This window comes from Paenibacillus terrae (genome assembly GCF_000943545.1).
Lineage (GTDB): Bacteria > Bacillota > Bacilli > Paenibacillales > Paenibacillaceae > Paenibacillus > Paenibacillus terrae_A.
Genome location: NZ_JTHP01000064.1, coordinates 1 through 23,706, shown reverse-complemented (window position 1 = coordinate 23,706; position 23,706 = coordinate 1). Strand labels below are relative to the sequence as shown.

General features: G+C 47.8%; 22 protein-coding genes and 1 riboswitch. Of the genes, 17 read left to right on the top strand and 5 right to left on the bottom strand.

The features are described 5' to 3' along the window. Positions 1–59: 59 nt before the first annotated feature. Genes QD47_RS23930 through QD47_RS23915 form a run of 4 tightly spaced genes read left to right on the top strand, consistent with a single transcriptional unit; the run spans position 60 to position 4,237 of the window. Entirely contained in the window at positions 60–785 is a 726-nt protein-coding gene (locus QD47_RS23930) for a phosphonate ABC transporter ATP-binding protein (protein WP_044648478.1), read from the top strand. Next, positions 782–2,116 carry a hypothetical protein gene (locus QD47_RS23925; RefSeq protein WP_044648477.1) on the top strand — a complete coding sequence of 445 codons (1,335 nt, stop codon included), beginning with the start codon at positions 782–784 and terminating at the stop codon, positions 2,114–2,116. Before QD47_RS23930 ends, QD47_RS23925 begins: the two co-directional genes overlap by 4 nt. 1 nt (position 2,117) lies before the next feature. Then, positions 2,118–2,816, top strand: a complete 699-nt coding sequence (locus tag QD47_RS23920) for a response regulator transcription factor (RefSeq protein WP_014281511.1) — start codon at positions 2,118–2,120, stop codon at positions 2,814–2,816. Next, entirely contained in the window at positions 2,813–4,237 is a 1,425-nt protein-coding gene (locus QD47_RS23915; protein WP_044648476.1) for a HAMP domain-containing sensor histidine kinase, read from the top strand. The genes QD47_RS23920 and QD47_RS23915 overlap by 4 nt, the downstream gene beginning before the upstream one ends. A gap of 97 nt (positions 4,238–4,334) precedes the next feature. Here QD47_RS23915 and QD47_RS23910 read toward each other — a convergent pair whose 3' ends face one another. Continuing rightward, positions 4,335–5,561 (bottom strand): glucose-1-phosphate adenylyltransferase, encoded by a 1,227-nt coding sequence (locus QD47_RS23910; protein WP_044648475.1) that lies wholly within the window; start codon positions 5,559–5,561, stop codon positions 4,335–4,337. A gap of 236 nt (positions 5,562–5,797) precedes the next feature. On the opposite strand from QD47_RS23910, the gene glgB reads away from it, so the two are divergent. Continuing rightward, entirely contained in the window at positions 5,798–7,720 is a 1,923-nt protein-coding gene (gene glgB / locus QD47_RS23905; RefSeq protein WP_044648474.1) for a 1,4-alpha-glucan branching protein GlgB, read from the top strand. A gap of 53 nt (positions 7,721–7,773) precedes the next feature. Then, a complete protein-coding gene (gene glgA / locus QD47_RS23900) occupies positions 7,774–9,216 on the top strand; it encodes a glycogen synthase GlgA (protein ID WP_044648473.1) in 1,443 nt (480 codons plus the stop codon). 113 nt (positions 9,217–9,329) lie between these two features. On the opposite strand, the gene QD47_RS23895 is transcribed toward glgA, so the two are convergent. Together QD47_RS23895 and QD47_RS23890 are read right to left on the bottom strand one after the other, a co-directional pair. After that, positions 9,330–10,406 carry a glycine-rich domain-containing protein gene (locus QD47_RS23895; RefSeq protein ID WP_044648472.1) on the bottom strand — a complete coding sequence of 359 codons (1,077 nt, stop codon included), beginning with the start codon at positions 10,404–10,406 and terminating at the stop codon, positions 9,330–9,332. 57 nt (positions 10,407–10,463) lie between these two features. Beyond that, on the bottom strand, positions 10,464–11,642 hold the full coding sequence (locus tag QD47_RS23890) for a M20 family metallopeptidase (protein ID WP_044648471.1): 1,179 nt from the start codon (positions 11,640–11,642) through the stop codon (positions 10,464–10,466). A gap of 147 nt (positions 11,643–11,789) precedes the next feature. Between QD47_RS23890 and QD47_RS23885 the strand changes: the two genes are divergently transcribed. The 3 genes from QD47_RS23885 to QD47_RS23875 all read left to right on the top strand — a co-directional run bounded on the left by QD47_RS23885 (position 11,790) and on the right by QD47_RS23875 (position 15,060). Beyond that, complete coding sequence (locus tag QD47_RS23885; protein WP_044648470.1) at positions 11,790–13,253, top strand: ABC transporter substrate-binding protein/permease; 1,464 nt, start codon at positions 11,790–11,792, stop codon at positions 13,251–13,253. Then, positions 13,240–13,962 carry an amino acid ABC transporter ATP-binding protein gene (locus tag QD47_RS23880; protein ID WP_044648469.1) on the top strand — a complete coding sequence of 241 codons (723 nt, stop codon included), beginning with the start codon at positions 13,240–13,242 and terminating at the stop codon, positions 13,960–13,962. Before QD47_RS23885 ends, QD47_RS23880 begins: the two co-directional genes overlap by 14 nt. A gap of 246 nt (positions 13,963–14,208) precedes the next feature. After that, positions 14,209–14,384: riboswitch (cyclic di-AMP (ydaO/yuaA leader) on the top strand. Between the two features lie 7 nt (positions 14,385–14,391). After that, complete coding sequence (locus tag QD47_RS23875; protein ID WP_044648468.1) at positions 14,392–15,060, top strand: 3D domain-containing protein; 669 nt, start codon at positions 14,392–14,394, stop codon at positions 15,058–15,060. Between the two features lie 175 nt (positions 15,061–15,235). Here the strand turns inward: QD47_RS23875 and QD47_RS23870 are convergent, their stop codons facing one another. Beyond that, positions 15,236–16,042: a polysaccharide deacetylase family protein gene (locus QD47_RS23870; protein WP_044648467.1), complete on the bottom strand. Its 807-nt coding sequence runs from the start codon at positions 16,040–16,042 to the stop codon at positions 15,236–15,238. A 302-nt stretch (positions 16,043–16,344) separates the two neighbouring features. Here QD47_RS23870 and QD47_RS23865 point away from each other — a divergent pair, with 302 nt between their 5' ends. The 7 genes from QD47_RS23865 to mobB all read left to right on the top strand — a co-directional run bounded on the left by QD47_RS23865 (position 16,345) and on the right by mobB (position 22,012). Continuing rightward, entirely contained in the window at positions 16,345–17,367 is a 1,023-nt protein-coding gene (locus QD47_RS23865) for an NADH:flavin oxidoreductase/NADH oxidase (protein WP_014281522.1), read from the top strand. Between the two features lie 124 nt (positions 17,368–17,491). Next, the gene (locus QD47_RS23860; RefSeq protein WP_044648466.1) at positions 17,492–18,160 is read left to right on the top strand and encodes a PspA/IM30 family protein; all 669 of its coding nucleotides are present in this window, start codon (positions 17,492–17,494) and stop codon (positions 18,158–18,160) included. A gap of 129 nt (positions 18,161–18,289) precedes the next feature. Beyond that, positions 18,290–18,697 carry a DUF350 domain-containing protein gene (locus QD47_RS23855; protein ID WP_025682698.1) on the top strand — a complete coding sequence of 136 codons (408 nt, stop codon included), beginning with the start codon at positions 18,290–18,292 and terminating at the stop codon, positions 18,695–18,697. Positions 18,698–18,723: 26 nt separating this feature from the next. Then, entirely contained in the window at positions 18,724–19,230 is a 507-nt protein-coding gene (locus tag QD47_RS23850) for a DUF4178 domain-containing protein (protein ID WP_010348250.1), read from the top strand. 13 nt (positions 19,231–19,243) lie between these two features. Further along, positions 19,244–20,002 carry a DUF4247 domain-containing protein gene (locus tag QD47_RS23845; RefSeq protein WP_044648465.1) on the top strand — a complete coding sequence of 253 codons (759 nt, stop codon included), beginning with the start codon at positions 19,244–19,246 and terminating at the stop codon, positions 20,000–20,002. A gap of 193 nt (positions 20,003–20,195) precedes the next feature. Continuing rightward, positions 20,196–21,473, top strand: a complete 1,278-nt coding sequence (locus QD47_RS23840; protein WP_044648464.1) for a molybdopterin molybdotransferase MoeA — start codon at positions 20,196–20,198, stop codon at positions 21,471–21,473. Continuing rightward, the gene (gene mobB, locus QD47_RS23835; RefSeq protein ID WP_044648463.1) at positions 21,470–22,012 is read left to right on the top strand and encodes a molybdopterin-guanine dinucleotide biosynthesis protein B; all 543 of its coding nucleotides are present in this window, start codon (positions 21,470–21,472) and stop codon (positions 22,010–22,012) included. Before QD47_RS23840 ends, mobB begins: the two co-directional genes overlap by 4 nt. A gap of 10 nt (positions 22,013–22,022) precedes the next feature. Here the strand turns inward: mobB and xerS are convergent, their stop codons facing one another. After that, on the bottom strand, positions 22,023–23,123 hold the full coding sequence (gene xerS, locus QD47_RS23830) for a tyrosine recombinase XerS (protein ID WP_044648462.1): 1,101 nt from the start codon (positions 23,121–23,123) through the stop codon (positions 22,023–22,025). 125 nt (positions 23,124–23,248) lie between these two features. On the opposite strand from xerS, the gene QD47_RS23825 reads away from it, so the two are divergent. Beyond that, the coding region (locus QD47_RS23825; protein ID WP_044648461.1) for a GNAT family N-acetyltransferase at positions 23,249–23,706 on the top strand (458 nt) is incomplete at its 3' end.

Sequence of the window (23,706 nt, the reverse complement as noted above, 5' to 3'; positions counted from 1 at the left end):
TTTCACATTTACTATAAACTATAGACAGTATTGATGGTGGACAAAGGGGAATCACAAAGATGATTAGAATACAGAAGCTGACCAAGCAAGTGGGGCCTGAACGGACCCCGTTACTTAGCGGGATTAATGCTGAAATTCACCCGGGCGAATTGATAGCCGTAGTGGGACCGAGCGGAAGCGGCAAAACGACGCTGCTGCGCTGTCTTGCTTTGCAGGAGCCATGGGAGGAAGGCAGTCTGATGGTGGACGGCCATGATGTGCTGAAATCCGGATGGACGGGTAAAATGAAAATAAAGCGGGAATGGGCATATCTGGAGCAAAATCCGCATTTAAATATGAATCGGACCGCTCTCAAAAATGTGCTGATCGGCAGATCGGGTCAGACTCCATTATGGAGAATGGTGACCGGGATGGTGCGTTCTGACGATTATATGGGAGCAATGGACGTATTGGAGGATCTGGGCTTGCTGGATAAGGCGCATGACAAATGCGACAAGCTTAGCGGCGGTGAGCGGCAACGGGTAGCGACTGCGCGTGCGCTCGTTCACGGGGCCAAGGTCATTTTGGCTGATGAGCCTGTAAATGGACTTGATCCGACTTCAGCAGCTCATGTGATGGATACCTTCCGCAAGCTTTGCTCTGACGAACGGGTGACGGTAATCACCGTACTGCCGCTGGAGATGGCTGAACGCTTTGCTTCCCGTATATGGGGATTGAACGGCGGCGAACTCGTATTTGATATTCAGGGCAGACGGCTGACACAGGCGGAAAAGAACAAATTGTGAAGGGGACGGCAAGAGAAGTGAAAATGATGTTGTTGAGAATGTTAACCGGTTGCTGCACATCACTGCTTCTTGTTGGATTTTTAAGCGGCTGTAATGTCATTAGCGATCCAATTTCGCTGATGCAGGCACCGATGATGTCTGACGAGAAACAGCAGCTGAATGGTGCTGTGATTACTCAGCTTGGAATGGTACAGCCTCTGCGACCCAATGACCCCGATGACCCCACGCCCATTCGGACGGGGGATCTGAACAATGATGGTACGGACGAAGCAGTGCTTTTTTACGAAACGCCAGATGAAAGTGTAAAAATACACGGGGCCTTGTTCGAGGATCAGAACGGAACGTGGGTAAAGAAGCTGACGTTTGACGGGGAAGGTACGGTGCTGGAATCGTTCAAGCTGGTCGACGTAACGAATGATGGCACGCTCGATATTGTAGCAGGCTTTTCCAGCGGGGATAGCAGTGAGGGTGGCGATCAGAAGGGACTTATCGTGTATTCCTATACCGGAGGAACTTTGGAGAAAATATATGCTACAGGTTATACGGACTTCGTCGTAGACGACTTTAATCATAACAAGATGGACCTGAACGGGGACAATTTGAATGACTTGACGATTATCCTGCTGCGTCGCAATGAATTTTTCACGGTTAAAACATTCCAATTCAGCGGGGGAACCTTTAAGGAAATCGGATCGCTGGATTTGGACAGTCAGGCTCTTAGTATCTACAATGTGGTCGCTGGTAAGGTAGCCGAGGGTAGGCAGGGGATCATTATAGATACCAAGATTGCTCAGACGACTACGGTGTCCAATGTCATTGTGATGGACCACGGCAAGCTCAAAAAGCTTGATCTCATGGATGTGACCTTTAAGGATGCTACCATTACTAGCGGTGATGTAGATGGTGATGGCATTCTGGAATTTGGCAATTTGGAGAAGCCGAAAGGCTGGTCCAACAGGCCACTGGATGAGGTTCCGTATTTTGTTTCGTTCTATCAGTGGGATGGGGCCAAGGGAACGATTTTCAAGCAGCAGCAGTATCGAGATTCCAATGATCAGGTCTATTTCAGGCTGCCAAAGGAACTGCATGGCAAAGTGACTATTGATCCGAAAGCATCAAAGAAGGACAGCTATTTGCGGTTCATTTTGGACAATACAGACAAAACGATTGCAGAAATTAAATATTTCTCATTGTCGCAATGGGAGCGAAACAATGAAGGATATAGCCAGCTATGGCGAACCAATGCACAGGTGATTGGTATCAAGCGATCCAGTGAGCTGGAACCACGTAAAACCATTAAAAACAAGTTGGGGGAAAGGCAGGTAGAATAGAGTGAGTAAAGTTTTGATCATGGAAGACGAGGAATCCATTCGCAGCTTTATCGTCATAAACTTGAAACGAAACGGTTTCGAGGTGCTGGAGGCAGCGGATGGGCATGAGGCTCTTAATATTTTGAACACGGTGCGGGATATTGATATCGCGTTGCTCGACGTAATGGTGCCCGGTATGGACGGTTTCGAGGTCTGTCGAAGAATTCGGGAAACGAATGAGCGCATTGGTATTATCTTTCTCACGGCGAAGGTACAGGAGCAGGATAAGGTGTATGCCTTGTCTGTAGGGGCTGATGATCATGTGAGCAAGCCTTTCAGCCCGACGGAACTCATTGCCCGTATTCAGTCGCTGCTGCGTAGGGTGAATGTACACCGCGAGACGGCGGCTAAAGTATCCTTCCAGTCTGGTCCGTTCACGCTGGATCTGATTGCCAAGCAATTTAAGAAAAACGGGCAGTTGATTGAGCTGACGCCAACAGAGTTTTCCCTGATTCAATTTTTTCTGGAAAAAGAAAATACACCGCTCAGCCGGGATGTTTTGCTTGACCATGTGTGGGGCAAGGAATATATGGGCGATCCAAAAATCGTGGATGTGAACATCCGGCGGTTGCGGCAAAAAATTGAAAACAATCCTTCCGAACCCGCCTTTTTGCAAACGGTATGGGGGCATGGGTATAAATGGAAAGGTCAGGCTCAATGATCAAAAAAGGGATTGGCAGACAGATTGTGCTTCACTATTTTTTTGTGGTGTTCTTGGCGCTTCTGTTGGTAGAAGTCATTTTCATGATTGTAATCCGTGCATACTATTACGACACGATTTATAAGCACGTGGAAAGTCGCATCCAATCGGTAAGTGAGTTTGCACCCAAATTCAAGGAGCCGGGACAGTCTTTGCAGTCGTATCTGCTTAATACGTTTTCATTAGGGGATACAGAACTGCAATTGCTCGATGAGAAGGGGAATGTAATAGATAATTCCACGAACTTTGCGGCAGAAACAAGTGTACAAACCAGTGATGTGACGCAAGCATTAGCGGGGGATACGGGGAGCTGGATTGGGAAGCAACCTGGTACGGGTCAGCAAGTTATGGCGGTATCCAAAAAACTGGATAATATCGTCGGAGATCAGGTGTATATTGTTCGGTATACGACCTCGCTGGAAAAGGTCAACGATAAGCTATTTACCATTACGCTCTTCTCCGTGGGCATCATGGTAGCTGTACTGGTTATCGTATTCGTAGTCAGTACAGGACTAGCTAATTCCATCGTTAGGCCGATTAATAATATCCGTGATGTATCAGCTCAGATGGCGCAAGGGCGATTTGATGCACGAATTAAAGGAGATTATCGCTTTGAGTTGGGTGAGCTGGCTTCGACACTAAACTACATGGCCCAGGAAATTGCTAGAACGAATCAAATCAAGGATGATTTTATCTCGTCCATTTCCCATGAGCTGCGTACGCCGCTGACTTCTATTAAGGGATGGAGTGAAACGCTAAATTCCGGCGGCTACGATCCAGAGGAGACGAAGATCGGGATGCAGATTATTTCCAAGGAGACGGATCGGTTGATTGGTTTGGTCGAGGAGATTCTTGATTTTTCCAAGCTGGAACAAGACGCTATGAAGCTCGTCATGGGAACGGTTGATCTGCGCGAGCTTTTGCAGGAGATTATGCTGAACGTATGGGCCAAAGCGGAAATGAAGCAAATTAAACTTCAGCTGGACTCGGAGGAAGAGGCATACCTGGTTCATGGAGACGGCAACCGTCTGAAACAGGTGTTTTTAAACATTGCGGACAATGCCATCAAGTTCTCGCATGAAAGCTCTATTATTTTTCTGTCACTGCAAAAGATCGGAGACAACATCGAGGTGTCTGTGCAAGACACAGGAATCGGGATTAGCGCGGAGAATCTTGCCAGAGTAAGAGAACGATTCTTCCAGGTAGACCATCAGAATGGTGGTACGGGCTTGGGATTGGCAATCTCGCAGCAGTTTGTGGAGCGCCATCAAGGGCAAATGCTCATCAAGAGTGAATTGGGAGCAGGCACCACGATTACAGTTTCATTGCCTGCTTTGCAAGCCGAGCAACCCGTAGAGCCACCGCAACTCACTGAAGGCTAGTTATGGAACCGAAAGTTAGTTTTAAATAGATGTAAATTAGAAAAACAGCCAGTCCTCATTATAGTGGAGGGCTGGCTGTTTGACATATTTCGTTCCATTATGAAGTAAAACCTTCAGCGCGCAGGCGTGTGTTGCGCTCATAAGCTTCTTTCAATATGCGGGCTGTTTGTGGGCGTACCGCCATTTTACCGAATACCGTTTCATTCGGCCCGATAACCATAATTTCACTCGGGTTACCCTTGATGACTGCACCGTCACGAATTACAGCACCTTCACCGATAATCGCGTGCTCAATATGCACATTACGACCGATACGGGTATCAGGCATAACGATACTTTCCTTAATAGCCGAGCCTTTACCTACCTCGACACCGCTAAATACGACGGAACGTTCAATTTGACCTTCTACTTGGCAAGAATCATGCAGGAGGCTGTCCAATGGCTCCGTTTTGCGGTTAGATAGCTTATGTGCGCTCAACCTTGTACGGCGTTCACGCGTATACATAGGCCAGTCTGTCCGTTGCAGGTCAATAGCGCAATCCTCTTGCAACAGATCCATATGTGAATCCCACAGGCTTTTAACGGTACCTACGTCCTTCCAGTAGCCTTGAAATTCGTATACATACAAGGATTCTTGATCCGCCAGCATTTTAGGAATGATGTCTTTACCGAAATCATGGCTGGATTGCTCATCCTCGGCGTCCTCCACCAAATACTTTCTTAAATAATCCCACTTAAACAGGTAAATCCCCATAGAGGCCAGATTACTTTCAGGTTTCTCCGGCTTTTCAGCAAATTCGGTGACACGCAGCTCCTCATCGGCACTCATGACGCCAAAGCGGTGCGCTTCATCCCAAGGCACTTCCATAACGGAAATCGTAGCCACTGCACCTTTTTCTTTATGGTAGTTCAGCATTTCACGATAATTCATATAGTAAATATGATCACCGGATAAAATAAGCACATGCTCCGGGTTTTGGCTGTCAATATATTCGATATTTTTATGAATGGCGTCTGCCGTTCCCAAATATTCAGCGTTGTCTGTATTATAAGATGGTAGTAAGGTAACTCCCTTGTCGTTCGTTTTGGTAAGACCCCAAGGAGTTCCATCCCCAATATGCTCGTGCAAGGATTCCGCCTCATATTGCGTCAGCACACCTACAGTATCGATGTCTGAATTAACACAGTTGCTGAGAGGAAAATCGATAATTCGGTAATGACCGCCAAAGGGTACGGCGGGTTTTGCAATCGTTGAAGTAAGGGGAGCAAGACGGCGTCCCTCTCCGCCTGCCAGCAGCATGGCAATGCATTCTTTATTAAACATTTCGTTTCCCTCCCGGTTTAGTTGTCTGTTGTAGTACATACATAAACGGTATGGGGTGCTCTTGAAACCAATAGGTGTGTAAGATCCCCAAAAATTAAGGTTTATTTTTTTCATAGTCATTTTTCTGTTCATTGTGGCTAGAATGGGGTAATAACCCAAGTCAGCTTTGACCGGAAAGCAATTGTATTTCCGAATCATACATTTTGTTCTAACAAACATATAAAGGTGGTGACGTGATGACAGACCAAACTCTCCCGCAACAGGCTGTATCGCCGGAAGATATTTATTTGTTTCACGAAGGAACGCTTTATCACAGCTACCGATCTTTGGGTTCCCGCCTTACTGTGGAGAACGGAGAACAGGGCGTCCGTTTTACGGTCTGGGCTCCTCATGCTCTCCATGTCGGGCTTGCTACAGATCGTAACAACTGGAATGGGGAACAGGATTCCTTATATAGAGTTCCCGAATCTGGCTTTTGGAGTCGTTTTTTTCCGGGTATATCCCAAGGAACTTTTTACAAATATGATATTACGGGTGCAAACGGTGAACGTTTTCTAAAAGCAGACCCTTATGCGGTACGCGCAGAATTAAGACCGGCAACGGCTTCCGTGGTCGCTTCACTGGAGGGCTATGTTTGGAATGACGCGGCTTGGCGGCGTAAACGAAGAGAGCCTTATGGAAAGCCCCTTCATATATATGAGCTGCATTTGGGCACCTGGAAACAAAAAGAAGACGGTACGTTTTATACATACAGGGAAATGGCTGAGCTTCTTGTGCCCTATGTAACGGAAATGGGTTATACGCATATTGAGCTTATGCCACTCAGTGAGCATCCGTATGATCTTTCCTGGGGATACCAGCTCACCGGATATTTTGCACTGACAAGCCGTTATGGGGAACCGCATGATTTTATGTATTTGGTGGATCGTTGCCATCAGGCAGGCATTGGGGTACTTATGGATTGGGTTCCGGCTCATTTTGCCAAGGATGCTCATGGTTTGAGACTGTTTGATGGATCCCCTCTGTTCGAATACGAGGACCCGCTGATTGCAGAAAAGCCCGGTTGGGGGACGCTGACGTTCGATTACAGCAAGCCGGAGGTGCGTTCTTTCCTGATATCCAATGCGCTGTTCTGGATGGATGTGTACCACATTGACGGCCTGCGCGTAGATGCTGTGACGAGTATGCTGCGGCTGGATTTTGAAAAGCAGGACGGTCAATATCGTTTTAATTCCAAGGGAGGCATTGAAAATGAGGAGGCTATTGCCTTCCTTCAACAACTGAATGAGACCGTATTCCGCTATTATCCGTATGCGCTGATGATGGCAGAGGAGTCCAGTGCCTGGCCGATGGTTACCTCCCCGGTAAGTGATGGAGGACTCGGCTTCAATTACAAATGGAATATGGGCTGGATGAACGATACGCTTGATTATATTGAAACGGATTTCGACCAGAGGCCTGAACGCCATAATTTGCTGACGTTCCCCATAGTCTATGCATACAGCGAGAATTTTACACTGCCGTTGTCACATGATGAGGTCGTTCATGGTAAAAAGTCGCTGCTTGATAAAATGCCGGGTAGCTATGAGCAAAAATTTGCCGGACTTCGAGCGCTTCTTGGTTACCAAATCACCTCACCGGGCAAAAAGCTGTTATTTATGGGAGGGGAGTTCGGCCAATTCATCGAATGGAAGGATGAGGAGCAGCTTGACTGGTTTCTGCTGGATTATGACAGTCACCGTTCGCTGCACGCTTTTACGAAAGCGCTGAATCATTTGTATATACAGGAAAAAGCATTATGGGAGCTGGACCATTCGTGGGATGGCTATCAGTGGATTGAGGCGGAGGACCGTGGACAGAGCGTAATTACGTATTTGCGTAAAGGGAAAAAGCCGGGAGATACACTGGTCGTGCTTATTAACTTTCAGCCCGTGTCTAGAGATAACTACCGAATTGGTCTGGAAAAGGCGGGGAGCTATATTGAACTGCTGAATAGTGATCATTCGGACTTTGGCGGTAGTGGCCAGTTGAACAACGAAGTGTTGCACACAGCCAAGATCCCTTGCCACGGACAACTCCACAGCTTGGAGCTGACCATTCCGCCGCTGAGTGTCGTTATACTGAAGAAAGCGCCCCGAAGGGCTAAAAAAGCAGATTAATCCATGTTACAACTGGTTTAAAATAGGGTTGAGGTCATAAGGAGGAAGCATATATGAAGATTCTATTTGCAGCAGCAGAAGCACATCCATTTATTAAAACAGGCGGGTTGGCGGATGTCATTGGTGCACTGCCGAAGGCACTTCGTCAGGCGGGGTGCGATGTCCGGATCATCTTGCCTAAATATGCGGGGATCCCTGATACTTATAAGGAGTCTCTGCGTCCGGTAACGGTCAAGCATGTCGCTGTAGGCTGGCGTGATCAGTATTGTGGAGTAGAGGAACTGACGCTGGACGGAATTAAGGTTTATTTTATAGATAATGAATATTACTTCGGTCGTGACGGAATTTACGGCTATATGGATGATGGCGAGCGTTTTTCCTTTTTCAACCGGGCGATTTTGGAAGTACTGCCTGATTTGAATTTTCAGCCTGATATTTTGCATTGTCATGACTGGCATACCGCGATGGCGCCGTTGCTATTGAATGCCAATTACCGTCATTTGCCCTTTTACAGTGATATTCGCACCGTGTTTACGATACATAACCTGCTGTATCAGGGGGATTTTCCATATGAGGTCTTAACGGAACTATTGAATCTTGACGGGAGCTATTTTACCCCTGAGGGTGTGGAGTACCATGGCAGACTGAACTTTATGAAGGGTGGGCTGACCTACTCGGATCATGTCACCACTGTAAGTCCTACCTACGCAGAGGAGATTCAGACTGAATTTTACGGATATGGGCTGGAAGGGCTGCTGCGTAAGCTGGGAGAGCAGGGGCGTTTGTCGGGTATTGTGAACGGAATTGATACCAAAAGCTACAATCCTGCTACGGACAACCGTATTTATACGAAGTACCGCACCAGTTTGGCGAAGAAAAAGGAAAACAAAATCGGTCTGCAAAAGGAACTGGGTCTGCCGGTACGACCGGATGTGCCTTTAATTGCGATGGTAACCCGACTTGTGGATATGAAGGGACTGAACCTGGTAACCAGGGTGCTTGACGAGATCATGTATTATGATGATATTCAGTTTGTTGTGCTGGGCACGGGAGATCCAGCCTTTGAGCACTGGTTCCGGGAAGCGGCTGGACGTTATCCCTTGAAAATGTCGGCGCAGCTCGCTTTCAGCGAACCTTTGTCCCGTAAAATTTATGCTGCAAGCGATATGTACCTTATGCCGTCGAGGTTTGAGCCTTGCGGGATCAGCCAGTTGCTAGCGCTTCGCTATGGAAGCATCCCGATTGTGCGGGAAACGGGCGGTCTGAACGATACCGTACATGCTTACAACGACTCTACAGGCGAAGGGAACGGTTTTAGCTTTAAAAACTACAATGCACACGATATGCTGCATACGATTCGTCGTGCGGTTGATTTTTATCGCCAGCCTGAGCATTGGTCCAAGCTTACGAACACTGCTTTTGCAGGAGAGTACAGCTGGGATGTGTCGGCGGGAGCGTATCTGGATATTTACCGTTCACTGACAGGGAACGAATAACCTGAGTCGACTGGGCAGGAGTGTCTGAAAATGGAAGAATTAGCATAGTACAATGGAAAAAGGGCATCCCGCAGAAGCCAATAGTGGCTGAGGAATGCCCTTTTTTGCTGTGATCAGTCGCCTCCGCCTCCACCACAGCTGCTACCGCATGAGGAGCTACTGCTGCACGAGGAATGGCTGCCGCCGGAATCACCTGAATCGTGGTGAGATGAGCCTCCATCATGGGAGCTACCGTGGGAAGAGTGATGGTGCGAGTGGTGCGTATCCCAGTTCGAGCAGCCACTTGCTGAACTACAGCCTGATGAGCTTGCTAATGCGGCACTTCCTGTAGCATCAGGATGCATGTGCAAGGCAAACTGATGGGGTTGATACCAGGAATACCATACGACGGCCAGCAGCAGATAATCTATTTGCAAATAGTTGACCTTCGGCAGCCGCTTGCCATCTGGATCATCCACTGCTTCATTGACCCGATTACGCAGATGGTCCATAATCCTCTGAACCGCTTGCTGTGCCTGCTGAGAGATGCCTATGTCCTCCAGCGTATTCCAACGTTCGCCTGCTGGCTGCCCGGAAGCTGTCAGCTTGTAATAGTGTGCAAGCTCGTTATTTGGTAATGGATGATTAAAAAAAGTTCCCCATAAGCTTGCACTATAACGGTTCCAGCCAAAGCATTCCACATACAGCCAGTCAAACCATGCCCGTTCATCCGGCATCGGCTGTGAGTCGGAATGAGGGGCGTGATGCAGCATGCGACCAAAGAAGGCTTCCGAGAATTGCTGGTATTCTCGCGTAAACATCAGCATTTCATGCCACAATTCATCCACATCTGGACTGAACATCGGCACTCGATTCATAATCGCACATAGCATAAAATAGCGTTTTAGCTCATTCCAGCGCCAATCATATTCCTGATCCGTCAGGTGAGGATGGGCATCCATCACACGCCGCCTTACACTATGAGCGTAGGAGGCTGGAATAGATCGTTCCAGAAGCTGCATGAGTTCTATAATTTCCTTATGCCGCCCCTGTTCAAGGGAAGAGGGAGACGGAGAGCTAAGGAAAAATGCATTACGGCGGCGTGTTTTTCGGTTTTCCCTGTTCCTTCGGTATAATGCTCGAAAAAAGAACCACAAAATAATGATGTCGACCACAATAAACAACGCCCAAAAGCTGCTCATATGATTCATAATGACTGCTCCTTTCTGGAAAGAAGACGAAATTAAAAATTTGGCGAAATTAAAAATTTAAATTTTGCTTTTCAGCAGAGCGAATTCTTCCTTAATCTGTGTCAGCAACTCAGGATTCGTGATTACATCACATGCGGTCCAGGCCAAGGTTCTGGCGGCCAACAACATTCCTTCCAGCGCCCGGTCCTGCATCGCCAAATCGCGGAATTCAGGTGTATGCAAGGCGTGCTTCTCGTCAATAACTTGAATGTACGGATGAATGGCGGGACAGTGCAGCGACACATTTCCAATATCCATAGAGCCGTGATCTTCACCCTCTGTTATGTTCTCCTGCGCAATGCCCGCCAGCACCAAGTTAGCGGTAAAGGCATCGGAAAGCGCGCGGTTGGTCACCATTTCATCATAAGATGTTTCATAATTCGAGGTTTCCAGACGACACCCAGCTTGTAAGGCAGCCCCTTCAGCAATTTGAACGACACGGCGAGTCAATGAATTCAGTTCATGACGTGTAGCGGCCCGTACATAAAATTGGGCAGAGGCATAATCAGGAATGATGTTAGCTGCCTGGCCTCCTTGATTAATGATGCCGTGAATACGTACCGTACTCTTCACCTGCTGGCGGAACGCATTGATGCCGTTGAACGTTTGAATCACCGCGTCCAGCGCGTTAATACCTTCGTGGGGACTTGCCGCCGCGTGAGCGGATTGCCCAAAGAATTCGAATTGTACGGCATCAATTGCCAGCGATTTGCCTGATTTCTCATAACCGTCATAAGGATGCGTCATGAGCGCAATATCACAATCATCAAACAGTCCAGCAGCCGCCATGGGAACCTTGGCACCGCGAGTTTCCTCGGCAGGTGTGCCGTATACCCGTACTTCTCCACCGATCTCGTCAATGACCGATTTGAGGCCGACAGCCGCTCCTGTACTCATCATACAGATCAAATGGTGTCCGCATGCGTGTCCCAGACCTTTCAGGGCGTCATATTCTGCCAGAAAAGCGATGACCGGACCGGGTTTGGCTGCTTTATAAGTCGCAATGAAAGCCGTTTCGATACCCAGTACAGGGGCCTGAACTTCAAATTCGTGAAAAGCCAATTCCTCTTTTAGACGGGCAGCCGCCAAAAACTCCTCATTCCCCAGCTCCGGGTTTGCGCCAATATATAAAGAAATGTCCTTAAAACGTTGGGCATGCTGCTCAATGGTACGTTGGATTGTATTTTTATTATTCATGGAAAAACTCCTTTGTAAAAGCTATAATGTAGGTATTACGTTAGGTATGCTGAAATTGTACTATAACATTCATTGCATAATCATGCATATTCATTTATAATGACACAATCTTATTTATTATAAAGAATTTAAGGAGAGAAAAAAAGATTGAAAAAGGCATATCGTTTTACCGCCCTGATTTTGACGGCGGTTATCTTGCTGTTGGCTGGTCTTCCGATGCTTACTGCATATGGGACGGAAGCGAAGACACAGCCAAAACTTGTACTCGGTATGAGTGCCGATTTTCCGCCGTATGAGTTTCATAAAGTAATTAACGGTAAGGATACCATTGTAGGCTTTGACGTTGATATTGCAAATGAAATTGCCAAGGATCTTGGCGCGGAGCTGGTTATTGAGGACATGAGCTTTGACTCCTTACTGCCTGCCCTGCAAAGTGGTCGTGTAGACCTGGTACTGTCTGGTATGACACCAACGGATGAACGCAGAAAGAGCATTGATTTTTCGGATGTATACTATCACTCCAAGCAAGTCATTATGGTACGTCCAGAGGATAAGGACAAATATCCGACGATGGCTGCTTTGAAAGGCGAGAAGATCGGCGCACAAAAGGGCAGTATTCAGGAAGAGATTGCTCAAAAAGTGCCCAATGTCTCTGTAACTTCGCTGGATAAAATCTCCGACCTGGTGCTCCAGCTTCGGACACAGCGTATTAACGCTGTCGTGATTGAAGATACAGTTGCTAAAGGATACACATTGGACGGTACTGTAACGCTCGCCAAGGCGGTGCCTGAGGATGAGGGAGCAGAAACAGCTGTAGGTATTCGTAAAGGAAATGCTGAACTGCTGGCATCTGTAAATAAAACGTTGGCTCGCCTGAAAGCAGACGGGTCTATTGAAAAGTTTTCCACGGAAGCGAGTGCGCTCTCTGCGGATCGACAGGTTTCATCCAACAACATCGTGGATATATTTTGGAAATATCGCAGCTTTTACGTTACGGGTATCGGCTACACGTTGTTGCTGTCTGCGCTCGGGGTACTGTTCGGATTTATCATTGGTCTGATCATCTCTCTGCTGCGGATGAGTGGTGTACGTATCATTGAATGGTTGGGTACGGCCTACATAGAGGTACTACGTGGTACACCTATGCTGGTACAGCTTATGATCATCCATTATGGGGTTGCTTTGACGCTGGGCGTCAATTTTACGCCACTTCAGTCCGGTATTATTACGTTATCTCTGAATAGCTCGGCATATCTGGCTGAAATTTTCCGTGCAGGTATCCAGGCAGTGGACCGTGGTCAGATGGAAGCAGCCCGTTCACTCGGTATGGGACGAGGCAAGGCTATGCGTCACGTCATTTTACCGCAAGCGTTCAAGTCTGTACTGCCTGCGATCGGCAATGAGTTTATTACGATTATTAAAGAGTCCTCCATCATTTCTACCATCGGTATGGTGGATATTATGTATCAGGCTCAAGTCATTAAGAACATCACCTACGAAGGATTAAGTCCGTTCGTCATCGCGGCTGCTATTTATTTTGTAATGACATTCAGCTTGTCGAAGCTGTTGGGTTTATGGGAAAGGAAGTTGAGAGCCAGTGATCACCGTTAAACAACTGCGTAAATCGTTCGGCAAAAATGAAATTTTAAAAGGCATTGATATAGATATTGCCAAAGGCGAGGTTGTTGTCGTCATTGGCCCGAGTGGTTCGGGGAAAAGTACATTTTTACGTTGTATGAATCTGCTGGAGCAGCCGACCGACGGGGAGATTTTGTTTGAGGGCGAGCCGATTACAGCCCGTGGTCATAATATTAATGCGACTCGTGAGAAAATGGGGATGGTGTTCCAGCATTTCAACCTGTTCCCGCACAAAACGGTGCTGCAAAATTTGACGCTTGCGCCGACTCAGGTTAGAGGCCAGTCCGTGAAGGAAGCGGAGAAAATTGCGCTGGAGCTGCTGCGCACCGTTGGACTTGAAGACAAAAAGGACACCTATCCCAATCAGCTATCCGGTGGACAGAAGCAGCGGATTGCGATTGCACGCGCCTTGGCGATGCAGCCGCATGTGATGCTCTTCGATGAGCCGACTTCCGCTTTGGACCCTGAAATGGTCGGAGAGGTGCTGGACGTGATGAAGAAGCTGGCTGAGGGTGGCATGACGATGGTCATCGTGACACATGAAATGGGCTTTGCCCGCGAGGTAGGAGACCGCATTATCTTTATGGATAACGGTCAAATTGTGGAGCAAGGTACACCGGAGCAGGTTTTTGGCACTCCAAGCCATGATCGTACCCGGGATTTTCTTGCCAAGGTTTTGTAAGAAATGAGCTTGTAAAGGCTATGAAGTAAGCCCTCCGCGGTGGAAGTTTGACGGGAGGGCTTTTTCTTTTTTTGTCATCCTCGTTCAGATTTTTGTAACTGATTTCGATTTCATGATGACAAAATTGTAACAGATGTAGTATGATGTTCAAGGTTCCCAACATTTTCATGCAGATAAGGTTACAAAATTGTGATATTATGCAGTGAGCCAAAACTTACCGGGGCAGCAGACAGCTACGACAGACGCTGAATGCGGGACCCAAAACCATGGGAAGTGCGGGGGACGTAACAACGGCAGTAACTTCTGATCCGTCTTCATACGAATGGATGGAAGGTTGCCTAGGGGTGAATTGCACAAAAGCATAGGGCTTCTCCTGAGTCCGAATCCGACAGCTAACTTCGCAGGCATAACAGAGGAGGTACATATCTTTTGAAACATCTGAAACGTATTGGAAAAACAATGAAATTTGCGGTGCTGGCAGCAGCCATTGCAGGATTGGCGCAGACAGCCGGGGTAGCCGACGCCGCTTCGCTTCATACCGCCAAGGAAGGTGATACCTTCTTTTTACTTGCTCAACGTTACGGGGTATCTGTAGAAGATCTGAAAAAGGAGAACCCGGATGTTGCCGCCAGCAATATATATGCAGGAGTGCAAATTAAGGTGCCGGACGAGAACAAGTTAAAGGCCGCTTCGGATTCGAAGCCTCAGCTTCTTTCCGAGAAAGCGCCAGCAGGTGACGGTCAACAGGTTGAAGCATGGGGCAAAACATTTAACTACAGCAAAGTAGTTGACGTGAAGGCCACAGCGTATTCCGCAGCAGCCAGTGAAAATGGAAAATGGGGAGCGGTGGACTATTTCGGAAATCCGCTTAAGCTCGGTACGATTGCGGTAGACCCCAACGTAATTCCGTTGGGTACGAAAGTGTTGGTTACAGGCTATTCCCACCCGGGGCTGCCGGATCAATCTTTTGTAGCGGTAGCACGCGATAAGGGCAGCGCCATCACGGGTAAACGGATTGATATTTTCATTCCAGGCAGCCCATCTTTTGTGAGTGACTTTGGTTTTCAGAATGTGAAGCTGTATGTCATTGATAAATAGACTATATAAGCAAATGAATTAAGTGAACATAATATATATTATGTAAACTATAATCTATGATCTATAATCAAATAACTTAATCGCAGGTTCAGATTCATATATGGGTCTTGTCGATTAAAAAAGGGCTGTCTTGACGAGCAGAATGCATCTGCTGGTAAGACAGCCCTTTTTACTGTTATTTCCGCTCCGATGTGTGAAGTAGCCGGGGAACCGTGACAAATTTGTAGCCCTTGGCTTTCAGCGACTGAATGAGACCCGGCAGGGATTGAACAGTGCCTTTCAGATTGGAACTTTGACCTCCACCTGCGTGCATTAAAATGATGGAGCCTGGTCCGGTAGCCGGAATCACATTACGCTGAATTTGTGTTTTACTGAGTCCCTTCCAATCAAGGGAGTCTACGTTCCAATTGACAATCATGTAGCCGTGACGACGCGCCCACTGGATCTGAGGCTCCGTAATTTCACCATAAGGCGGGCGGATCAGCTTGGGTCGAAAGCCAACGGTGGCCTCCAAAATATGTTCTGTTTTCTTAATCTGGTTGCGAAAGCGTTCCGGTGAAGCCTTCCTAAAATCCGGATGGGTATAGGAATGGTTGCCTAAGGCATGGCCTTCACGTACAATACGGCGAATCATGCCCGGGTGTTTTTCCGCACGGTGACCGACGATAAAGAAGGTGGCTTTGATACCATTCGCGTGCAAAATGTCCAGAACCTGCGGCGTATACCGGGAATCGGGCACGTCATCAAAAGTCAGGGCAATTTGCTGCGTATGCGGGCCGCACATTTTAAAAATATCCGCATGTTTTTTCCGAAGCATGGCTAATGTGGGAGTGGCTCGTTCTCTGCTCTTATGTGCTGAAGAAACAACAGTCGCTTCCTTGGAATGAGTCGTTCCGATATCGGGAGGCGCATCCGCGTGAACGGGAAAACTCGAAAATGCTAGTAACAGTGCCATGATTGGCAATATTCCCCTGTACGGCATATGTATCCCCCTTTCCGTGCAGTGGTACCTTCTGTTGCTTTCATTTATTATGTACCTGACATGTTGAAATTATGCTGCTGAACAGGTTAGACTATTGAGTGGTTGAGTGGAAATGCCCTGTGAAACGGATGTAAGTGCAGATCACGAAGCTAAACGCACATATTCTATCAAACCTGACCGAAACAGCAGCATTTTCGCAACTTTTAGCCTTTTAATGGATTCGGTATCCAGTGATAGCTGGTGTATAATGGGGTTGCAATTCATATTGTAGAGACATGGAATTAAAGGAAGGATGGATCAAAGTGACCGACTTGTTTACTCCTTATCAATTAAAGGGACTCTCTTTAAAAAACCGGATTGTAATGCCCCCAATGTGCCAATATAGCGTGGAGGCCAAAGATGGAAATCCCAATGATTGGCATCATGTCCATTACGTTAGCCGGGCAGTAGGTGGCACCGGGCTGATTATTGTGGAAATGACAGCGGTCCACCCGGATGGACGCATTACAGATCATGATCTGGGTATTTGGAGTGACGAGCATATTCCTGCATACCGTAAAATAGTGGAGGAAGTCCACAAGTACGGTGCCAAAATCGGAATTCAATTAGGTCATGCCGGACGAAAGGCTGAAGATGCCGACTTGCCTGTTGCACCGTCCTCGATAGCTTTTAGCGAACGTTTCAAGGAGCCGCATGCTTTGACGACAGCCGAAGCCAGGGAGCTGGTTCAGGCTTATAAGGAAGGCGCGCGCCGCGCGGTGGAAGCCGGGTTTGACACAGTAGAAATTCATGGCGCTCATGGTTATCTAATTCATCAATTTCATTCCCCTTTAACGAACACAAGAGAAGATGAGTATGGACAGGATCTATCGCTGTTCGGTGTTGAAGTGATTCAGGCTGTTAAAGAGGTACTTCCGTCTGATATGCCTGTGTTGATGCGGATATCCGCCAAAGAGTATGTTGAAAACGGATATAATGTGGAATACATAGCGGGCATAGGGGAACGATATCGTGATGCAGGTGTGGATATTTTTCACATTTCCTCTGGTGGCGAGGGGCCGATTGGTTCTAATGGCGGTCCATCTGCGCGTGCGGGATATCAGGTGGATTTGGCACGTGATATACGTGAAAAGCTTAATGTGCCTGTAATCGCTGTCGGTCTACTGGACGATTATGAGGATGCCCGGCGGGTGATTCAGCAAAAAGAAGCTGATCTGGTAGCGATAGGACGCGCCATGCTGCGCGATCCGTATTGGGCGCTGCATGCGTCGCGGGAGCTGAAAGTACAGGCGGATATCCCGGAGCCTTACTTGCGCGGTTTTTAGAATGCACTTTATTTTTTAGAATGCACTTTGTCCGATAATATTTTTGAAACTCTATTTGCAAAGCTTGCGTAAACATGTGTACAGAGCTTAAAATTTAAGCATTCAACACTAGGAGGAACTTCACATGTCTATTTTCAAACGTTTAAGAGATCTTACCATGTCCAATATCAACTCCATTATTGACAAAGCCGAAGATCCAGTTAAAATGACAGATCAATACATTCGTGATATGCAAGAGGATCTGGAGGATGCAGAGAAAGCGGTAGCCGCTCAGATTGCCATTGAGAAGAGATTTAAACAGCAATATGAAGAGCAGGCCGCTTTGGTGAAAAAACGTGAAGAGCAGGCTCATACGGCAGCAAAAGTGCAAAATGTGGATCTGGCTCGCCGCGCGTTGGAAGAAAAGAAATCTGCTGAGCAAAAAATGACCGAGTTCAAGGCTGGCTACGAGCAGAACAAAGCGGCAGCCGATAACCTGCGTGGTAAGCTGGATGAAATGCGCAGACAGCTGACGGAAATGAAGAACAAGCGTGAAACGCTGGTTGCCCGTTATAATGCAGCTAAAGCACAAACGGAAATTAACAAAGCAATGAACGGTTTTAGCTCCGATACGGCAACTGCCGGTCTGAAGCGCATGGAAGAAAAAATGCTGCAAGCAGAAGCGCGTGCTGAAGCAAGCAACGAAATGTCCTCTAAGGAAAAATCGCTGGATGAGGAGTTCAAGGAGCTTGATAAGAAAAGCGCCGTGGACGATGAGCTTGCCGCTTTGTTGAAGCAATACGACAATAAATAAGGTTATAAGCATTGCTGCCTGTGGGCTGCTAAGGAAGCGAAGGAGAACCGTTTTCTCCTTCGCTTTTCCCTGCCTGGAGGCGTAAATCAACATATATGAAGGTCAAGATGATGTGGAGGATGGTATGAAATGCATTTTTTAGAAACGATGAAAGCGATGCTTGTATGGACTGGCGCGGGTGCCGTTTTGTTGTTCGTATTGATGTACATTGATTCTTTATTTACAAAGTATAAGGATTTTGCAGAAGTGAAAGCCGGTAATATGGCCGTAACAGTCCGGTTAATTATGAAGCTGTTTGCACAGGGGTATATTTTGTCAAGCTCCATTGCTACAGCTAACAATTTGCTGGAGGCGCTTGTGTATTCTGTGATCGCTTTTGTCATTCTGTTTGTTTTGGAAGTTATCGTTCGTCTGCTGCTTCGGTACTGGGCACAGCTCGATCTGGATAAAGGCACGCAGGAAGGCAAAATTGGCTTTGGTCTGTTTTCAGGTACGCTGCATCTGGTCGGCGCTTTGATCATTGCGGCATGTTTCTAGGCTAAAGAAAAGCAGGGGGAATCATCATGGGTGTATGGAAACGAATTTCGAATCTGTTTGCCAAGCCGGAGCCGCCAAAAGCGGAAAAAAGCATGCTTCATTTAAATCCGGGCGATATCTGTGAAGTGTCGCTTGTCACATATGAAGTGGTAGGCCGAGTACATAATCGCGCTCGGAATGCCGTTGTTTTGACGCTTCAGGATGGTAATCAAGTCAGCTACCTTCACATTGAGGAGCGGGAAACGCTGCAATTCGGACTGTACCAGGCCATCGACGGCAGACTGGACAACCCGGAGGAAGTGCCAACGATTCTGGAGCTGGATGATACAACATATCATTTGGAAGAGCAGTATTTTGGGCATGTTACGGTTATGGGCCGTGCTCCTTTTCGACAGGGTGGAGAGCAGCATGTTTGGCAGTATCAGTCGGATGATTATCATCTGCTGCGTGTAGAGTGGCAGGACGGCCGCTTTATGCTTTATGAAGGAGAAGAAGTAATTACCGGAGACGTCAAGGTTATTCGGGCAAGCTAGGAGAGGGTGACACATGGGCAAACGCACCTGGCAGTATGCATTAAAGGTCATTGTGGCGCTCAGCTTGTTCGTATCCGTGTTAAGCGGCTGCGGTGCGCCAAATGTGAAAGATACGTACCCGCTGGAATCAGTCAGTGGCAGCGGTAACTCGACCTCGTACGTTTACCGGGCCGCAGGCAAAACGGTTCCGGAAGTGGCGGAGGAACTGAAAGAACAGCGTGAGCCGGAACAAATGTCGCCGCAGAGCAATGAGCGGATGTTTCTGGTGTACAGCGATGAATGGTACCATTTACAGCAAGATCCAGCCAAGAAGGAAGACACATTAATTGAAATCGACAGCAAAAAGTATGTCGAGCAAAATTACAGTTCCAGCTTTCTAAAAGGATACTTAACGGCAACCGTACTGGATGCTCTGTTTGATTCGTTGCGCGGATCAGGCTCTTACCGGGGGTATTCAAGCAGAGATGTATATCGGCCTTCTCAAGGCCAGTACCGTGCACCTACGGTGCAGGAGAAGAAAGCAATCCCGCCGATTACGGTGGAGCGGAAGGGTTCCGTTACCCGCAGGGGGAAGGGGTCTGATTCCAGTGTCGGTTCCAGCGGAAGTTTATTCGACAGAGGCTCCAGCAGCAGTTCGCCGAGTAGAGGCTCGATTTCACGTGACCGGGGCAGCAGCGGTGGTTCAAGCATTTTTGATTCGCCGCGCAAATCTTATAGTAAGCCTAAAACACGCAGCGGTTCAGGTAAAATCAGCAGACGAAGTCGACGATGATGGGGTTAAGGTGTGTAATGATGATCAAAATTCTAAAATAGCACCTGCCAAAACAGCCTGGGTATGAGATTCCGGGCTGTTTTTTTGCGCAAAGAGACTGACCACGACCCAATAAATACTGTCCGGATTTGCCAGATAACGGTTTTAGCGTTATAACAGAAAGAGAGCATTTTCAGAAGAACGGAGTGAAGATATGAATCAGGTACAATTAAATTCGGACAAATTTCAGCGCAAAGCGGTTCAAGTGGAAGAAGCGCAAAGCAGAATAGCTACTCATGTCAAACAGGGAGAGCGGGAGGATGTAGGACTGGAGCAGGCCCATGGACGTTATTTGGCGATGGATTTGACCGCACCACACCCGTATCCCAGCTTCCGTCGTTCAGGCATGGATGGATACGCCATCCTTGGTTCGGACACTGAAGTCTGTTCGTCCGGTCAGGAAATCTGGCTACGCGTGATTGATGAAATCCCATGCGGCACCGTATCGGACAAGCGGGTGGAGACGGGATTGGCGGCCCGCATCATGACAGGAGCACAATTACCTGAAGGGGCCGATACGGTTGTTATGCTGGAAGCGACACAGCTACGTGAGGAAGATGGAAAGGTATATGTCGGCTTGAAGAAGCGCATGGAAATCGGCAAAAATGTGACGACAATCGGCCATGAGATTCAGGAAGGTCAGCTTTTACTTAGTAAAGGAACCTGTCTGGGGGCAGGGCACATTTCAGTGCTGGCTACCTTTGGTGTACATCGGGTACCCGTCTACAGGAAGCCACGGGTGGCCGTTTTTTCCACAGGTTCGGAATTGCTTGCCGTGGATGAGCCGTTGCAGCCGGGGAAAATTCGGAACAGCAATACATATATGCTGGCTTCACAAATCAGGGAGGCAGGGGGGGAGCCGTTCATCTTGCAAGCCATCCATGATGATTTGGTTCTCGCCCGTGCTTCTGTACGTGAAGCGATAGCTGCCTACGATATCGTCGTTACGAGTGGCGGAGTATCGGTGGGGGATTTTGATATTATGGGCGATCTGGTACGACAGGAGGATGTGGATATGCTGTTCAACAAGGTCACCATGCGTCCGGGCAGTGTGACCACAGCCGCGGTGATTGACGGCAAGCTACTATTTGCGCTTTCTGGCAATCCCGGTGCGTGCTTTGTAGGCTGTGAGTTGTTTGTGCGACCCACCATCCAAATGATGCTGTCTTCAGAGCAGCCGTATTTGCAAACCTGGACGGCGCGGTTGGGAGCAGATTATACGAAGGTGAATAATTTTACCCGTTTTGTACGCAGCTCCCTGGAAATACGCAGTGGGCAAGTATACGCAATTCCTGCGCGAGTAGATGAATCCAGCGTCATGGTGACGATTAAGGACACCGACTGTCTGATCGTGGTTCCTCCAACAACAGAAGGCTTGCGTGCAGGGGAAGAGGTGCGTGTGCTGGTACTTCAAGGCGGTCAGGTGACGTGAATACGACGAATCCGTATGTATGTCAGGTCGTCGGATTCAAAAATACGGGGAAAACGACCTTCCTCGGAGGGTTGATTCGTTATTTGCGGGAGTCCGGGCTACGCGTAGCTGTGATCAAGCATGATGGACATGAGTTTGAGATGGATCATGAGGGAACAGATACGTACAAGCACCGACAAGCGGGGGCCGAAGGCGTAGCCATTGTTTCAGGTGGAAGAACAGCCATTTTAGAGGAGCATAGTCGGCCTGTCACCGAACTAATCCGGCATTTTCAGGCATACGACTGCGTGTTGCTGGAAGGCTTTAAACAAGAGCATTATCCAAAGCTGGTGATGGTGCGGGAACAATCGGATGCCCAGCTTACCACTGAACTGACAAATGTACAGGGAGTAGCGGTTTGGGAAGATCATACGGGTTGGGCACAGAGCCACTTTTCAGATAAAACGATACAGATATTTCCCGCCGATGCCAACGGCCCGGCAGGCCGCTGGTTACTTGGACAGATTCAGAAGCAGAGAGAAGGAGTCCGGGATGAGTAGGGCTGAGACATCAATCGGCTGAGTCGGTTTGAGTCTCCACCCGTCGTTCAATCGCTTGGGACATGGTCTTGTCGGTCAGATGGGCATAGACTTCCGTCGTTTCCGTCGAAGCATGACCGAGCTGTTCCTTCGTTTTGTAAATATCGTTTTGCAGATAGTAGTCGGTGGCAAAGGAATGACGGAGCTTGTGAACAGTCAGGTAAGGTTTGCCGAACCGTTTGGCGTACTTGATAATCATCGCCTGAATCGCTCTTTTTGTCATCCGTTTGCCTTCTATACTGCCGTTGGGACGTGCGACGAAGAGCGCTTTTTCCTTTTTGGGTGCGCGATAACGGGTATGCCGCAGGGATAAATAGAGTGCCAGATCATCTTTGGACTGCTCGCGGAAATATACTGGCGTTTTAAAGGTTTCGTCGTTGTTGCCTTTACGATACACATATAGTAATTTATTGTTTACATCCAGATCGTCCATATTCAGATTGACGATTTCAGATACGCGCAGGCCCGAGTTTAGAATGAGACTGGCAATGCAGGCGTCCCGTTCCTTGTTCAGTTCATAGGAGTACAGTGCCTGCTTGTTATCGGCCAAATCCTGTCCATAGCCTTCATAAATATAGCCGATAAATTCAAGCAGCTCTTCCTCCTCCAGTATCTTTCCTTTGAGCTTGGCGGCCGTGTCCTTGGGTTTATGTATGCGCTTGATTTCGACTTTGGCCATAATGTTGCGTTTGAGCAAAGGGTAAAAGTTTTCATCCTCAGCGATCTGGCTCAAATAATGAAAAAGGGAACGCAGGGACGATAGCTTACGTGAAATTGTAATACGGGAGTTGGAGCCTTCACGCTTAGTCGATAGGAACAAACGGTAGCCCGTAATACTATCCATATGGAGCGTCTCCAATTCTTCCAGCGTAACTTGGGCGTTCGTCTCTCCGGCAGACAAGCCTTCTGAGCGAAGCCATGTAAAAAAAGCTTCGTAATCCCGTACATATTCCAGCAATGTGGAGGGGGACAGGTCGGGCAGCTTGTAATCCATAAATTGCTGCACGTACCATGGTAATCCCGGCATTTTTTCGTCCAGTTTGCGCCGGTCGATAATCTTTTGTATATTCATTGGGTTCCACCTCGTCCGGTCATAATATATGTATTTTAGCATATTTTGAACAGCATCGGATGGAAGGGAAGATGGAATGCAAATCAAAGTAAAGAACGAACTGATCTGCCAAGAGAGGTGAAAATATGGGGTATGACATTCAGTCGGAATTGAAGCTGTCCATCAAAAGTGTTCCGGAGTCGCAGAGGGACATTATTGTGCAGCTCATGCAATTTTATTTATATGATTTTACAGCCTATCTTCGAATTGATGTTACTGAAAACGGCACATTCCCGGCTTACCCGGACTTGTATCAATACTGGACAAGCGGTGAACAGAAGCTGCCTTTTCTAATCTGGAGGCAGGACGTTCCAGTAGGTTTCGCATTGGTTGACCGAATGTCCAGCAATCGGGAGGCTGACTACTACATGGCTGAGTTCTTTGTGCTTCGTCCTTATCGGCATAATGGGGTCGGTACTTGGGCGGCTCATGAGCTGTTTGGACGTTTTGCCGGGCGTTGGAAGGTGACGCAGATGAGCACGAACAGGCCAGCACAGTCCTTTTGGCGTAAGGTGATTGGCAGTTATACGGATAGTCGTCGTGT

Bases quoted from the DNA above. Each gene is read 5' to 3' on its own strand.
- glgA (WP_044648473.1), top strand. From the start codon at position 7,774: ATGAAGATTCTATTTGCAGCAGCAGAAGCACATCCATTTATTAAAACA.
- QD47_RS23890 (WP_044648471.1), bottom strand. From the start codon at position 11,642: ATGAATAATAAAAATACAATCCAACGTACCATTGAGCAGCATGCCCAA.
- QD47_RS23910 (WP_044648475.1), bottom strand. From the start codon at position 5,561: ATGTTTAATAAAGAATGCATTGCCATGCTGCTGGCAGGCGGAGAGGGA.
- QD47_RS23895 (WP_044648472.1), bottom strand. From the start codon at position 10,406: ATGAATCATATGAGCAGCTTTTGGGCGTTGTTTATTGTGGTCGACATC.
- QD47_RS23845 (WP_044648465.1), top strand. From the start codon at position 19,244: ATGGGCAAACGCACCTGGCAGTATGCATTAAAGGTCATTGTGGCGCTC.
- QD47_RS23930 (WP_044648478.1), top strand. From the start codon at position 60: ATGATTAGAATACAGAAGCTGACCAAGCAAGTGGGGCCTGAACGGACC.
- QD47_RS23870 (WP_044648467.1), bottom strand. From the start codon at position 16,042: ATGCCGTACAGGGGAATATTGCCAATCATGGCACTGTTACTAGCATTT.
- QD47_RS23855 (WP_025682698.1), top strand. From the start codon at position 18,290: ATGCATTTTTTAGAAACGATGAAAGCGATGCTTGTATGGACTGGCGCG.
- QD47_RS23850 (WP_010348250.1), top strand. From the start codon at position 18,724: ATGGGTGTATGGAAACGAATTTCGAATCTGTTTGCCAAGCCGGAGCCG.
- QD47_RS23860 (WP_044648466.1), top strand. From the start codon at position 17,492: ATGTCTATTTTCAAACGTTTAAGAGATCTTACCATGTCCAATATCAAC.
- QD47_RS23915 (WP_044648476.1), top strand. From the start codon at position 2,813: ATGATCAAAAAAGGGATTGGCAGACAGATTGTGCTTCACTATTTTTTT.
- QD47_RS23840 (WP_044648464.1), top strand. From the start codon at position 20,196: ATGAATCAGGTACAATTAAATTCGGACAAATTTCAGCGCAAAGCGGTT.
- xerS (WP_044648462.1), bottom strand. From the start codon at position 23,123: ATGAATATACAAAAGATTATCGACCGGCGCAAACTGGACGAAAAAATG.
- glgB (WP_044648474.1), top strand. From the start codon at position 5,798: ATGACAGACCAAACTCTCCCGCAACAGGCTGTATCGCCGGAAGATATT.